Consider the following 3,063-nt stretch of genomic DNA (forward strand, 5'->3'; position numbering starts at 1 on the left):
GCGGCGGGGACGTGTGGACGGCTTACAACAGGGCTTTCCGCGACGCCACCCTGGGAGCGCAGGCTTCCGACGGCAGCTTTGCTCCCAACGGGTTCCCCGGTCCCGGCGGCCTGGTGAACAGCAACGGGGGCACCATCAACGACAAGATTTACCGCCAGTGCCTGGCCACGCTGATGCTGGAGGTTTATTACAGGTTCCTGCCGGGTACGGGAGAAGGGACCAGAAATTCCTAATCTGATTGACAGACCGCCGTGTCTGGTTTTAGTATGTTGCCAGCCTTGTGAACAGCAAGGCTTGCAGCACACTTTTGCATGTCGGCAACTCTCCGTTTTTCAAGGATGAAAAGGAGTTTGCCGTAGCATCAACCAGACACGTCTCTCCATGAGCCTTCATATTGAAAGTACCGACGAAGCCCTTGAGGAACTGAAGAAGCAGCGCACCAAGACCCTGGCTGCCGCTATTTCCGTTTCCTTCCTAGGCGTCGCCCTGATGGGCCTTTTGCTCTACCTGGTGCACATCATCGCCGCCATTCCGGAAGATCCCCCCATGGTCGCCTACGCCACCCAGGAAGGCGACAATCCGGACATCGACACTCCGGAGGTTACCCAGACCACCCAGCGGCCCAGCAGTTCCTCCGCCGCGGCCCAGGTGAAGGTCATTGCCGCCGTAGCTTCCGCGGACGTGGCCGTGGTGAATCCGGATATTGAAGTGGAAGTCCCCTCTGAAGAGCTTTCCACGGGCATCGACATCGGCGACGGTTTCGGCATCGGGACCGGAGACGGGGACGGCGGAGGCATTCCCGGCATCCTTTCCAAGCGGTGCGACCTGAACGACCGCATGAAGCGCATCACGGAGAACGGGGGCACCCCGCAGTGCGAGGAAGCCGTCGTCAAATCCCTCCGCTGGCTCAAAAAGCAGCAGAACGGCAACGGTTCCTGGGGCGACGGACAGTTCAAGGCGTCCATGACCGGAATTACTCTGCTGGCCTATCTGGCGCACTGTGAAACCCCGCTTTCCGAGGAGTTCGGAGAGAACGTGCTCAAGGGCATTTCCTTCCTTGTCGATCTGGGGATGAAGAACCCGGTTATTTCTGAACAGCCCGGCTTGAAGGAAGTCTGCTACGACCATGCCGTGGCCACTTACGCGCTCTGTGAAGCGTACACCTTCTGCAAGCAGATGGATATTCCTTCCATTTCCAATCTGGAACGAGTCGTCGTGAAGGCCGTGGACAGGATTCTGGACGCCCAGTGCCCCAACGGAGGATGGGCCTACAGCTATAATAACAGAATCAATCCGAACATCGACCTTTCCGTCACCGGATGGAACGTGCAGGCCCTGAAAGCCGCGGAACACGGCGGCATCAAGCCCACCAAGGGCGAGATCCGCACCGCCCTGCGCAAGGCCGCCATGTACTGCCGCAAGAACGTCATGCCCGACGGGAAATTCTCCTATAAGGAAAACGGAGAAAATCCCCGTTCCTCCCTGGTGGGCGTGGGCGTGCTCTCCCTGCAAATGACCGGCAACGGTTCCGACAGCGCCGCGCGCAAGGGGCTGGACTGGATCAAGAACAACGTCAAGACCCTGGAATGGGGCAAGGGTTCCGGCACAGAGAACGTCAAGAGCAACCTTTACATGCACTATTACTGCGTGCAGGCGGCCATGAACCGCGGCGGGGATGTATGGGCCTCCTACAACAAGGCTTTCCGCGATGCCGTTCTCGGCGGCCAGAAGCCGGACGGCAGCTTCAGCAACAACGATACGGGCTACGCCGAATGCCTGAGCGGAAAGTCCAAGAATATCTACCGCCAGTGCCTGGCCACATTGATGCTGGAAACTTACTACCGCTTCCTTCCCGGCACCGGTGAAGGAACCAAGAATTCCTGATGGGATTCATCAGTTTTCCCCCAGCCGCCTTTCCTCCGGGAAAGGCGGCTTTTTCTTTGCCTCCGGCCTCTTCCGGAAGCCGTCTCCGGAGCCATGCAGGCGCGGAATATATTCTCCGCATAAGTAACAATTTAGTAACAACACTCTTATTACAAGCTAATTATAAATTTTAATCTTGCTCATGAAATACTTTGGAGAGATGGTGGAATCAATAACCAACCCATCTATTCATGAGCCTGCATATTGAAAGTACAGAAGAAGTCCTGGCGGAATTAAAAAGGCAGCGCGCCAAATCCCTGGCCGCCGCCGTTTCCGTCTCCTTTCTCGGCGTTGCCCTGATGGGGCTCCTGCTCTATCTGGTGAACATCATCACCGCCATTCCGGAAGAACCTGCCGTCACCGTGTACCCGATGGAGGAGAGAAAAGGCGAGGACCCCATCAAACCGGAAATAACCCGGCCACAGCGTCCCAGCAGTCCCAACCAGAAATCGGAAGTAAGAATCGTCGTCTCCACCGCCACTACGGACGTCCCGATCAACAATCCGGAAATCGACGTGGAAATTCCTTCCGATACCTTTTCCGAAGGCCTGGAATTCGGGGACAATATCGGCTTTAACAACGGAAAGGGCCCCGGCGGATACGAGCCGGACGACATTACTCTTTCCAAACGCTGCGATTTGAACGACCGCATGAAGCGCATCACGGAGAACGGGGGCACCCCGCAGTGCGAGGAAGCCGTCGTCAAGTCCCTCCGCTGGCTCCAGAAGCAGCAGAACAAGGACGGTTCCTGGGGCGGAGGAGGACAGAATTACAAGTGCTCCATGACGGGGCTCGCCCTGCTGGCCTACCTGGCCCACTGTGAAACCCCGCTTTCCGAGGAGTTCGGAGACAGCGTGCTCAAGGGTATTTCCTTCCTCGTGGACCAGGGCATGAAGTCTCCCGTCCTTTCCCTGGTTCCCCAGATGAACGAGGTCAGCTACGACCATGCCATCGCCACTTATGCCCTCTGTGAGGCGTATGCTTTCTGCAAGCAGATGGACATTCCCTCCATTTCCAATCTGGAACGGGTCACCGTGAAGGCCGTGGACAGAATTCTGGACGGACAGAACAATAACGGCGGCTGGGCCTACAATTACAACACCAGAGCCGGAGCCCACACGGACCTTTCCGTCACCGGAT

At 57.3% G+C, this 3,063-nt stretch carries 1 protein-coding gene and 2 pseudogenes; all 3 read left to right on the forward strand.

Annotated features, from left to right (window positions below; genetic code table 11):
* A pseudogene (locus HMPREF3039_RS14135) lies at positions 1–233 on the forward strand (hypothetical protein); the annotation flags it as partial.
* Between the two features lie 148 nt (positions 234–381).
* Positions 382–1,884 (forward strand): prenyltransferase/squalene oxidase repeat-containing protein, encoded by a 1,503-nt coding sequence (locus HMPREF3039_RS07260; RefSeq protein ID WP_067952034.1) that lies wholly within the window; start codon positions 382–384, stop codon positions 1,882–1,884.
* 230 nt (positions 1,885–2,114) lie between these two features.
* Positions 2,115–3,063 (forward strand): annotated as a pseudogene (locus HMPREF3039_RS07265) (hypothetical protein); the annotation flags it as partial.

Source organism: Akkermansia sp. KLE1798, assembly GCF_001580195.1.
Taxonomy (GTDB): domain Bacteria; phylum Verrucomicrobiota; class Verrucomicrobiia; order Verrucomicrobiales; family Akkermansiaceae; genus Akkermansia; species Akkermansia biwaensis.

Bases quoted from the DNA above. Each gene is read 5' to 3' on its own strand.
- HMPREF3039_RS07260 (WP_067952034.1), top strand. From the start codon at position 382: ATGAGCCTTCATATTGAAAGTACCGACGAAGCCCTTGAGGAACTGAAG.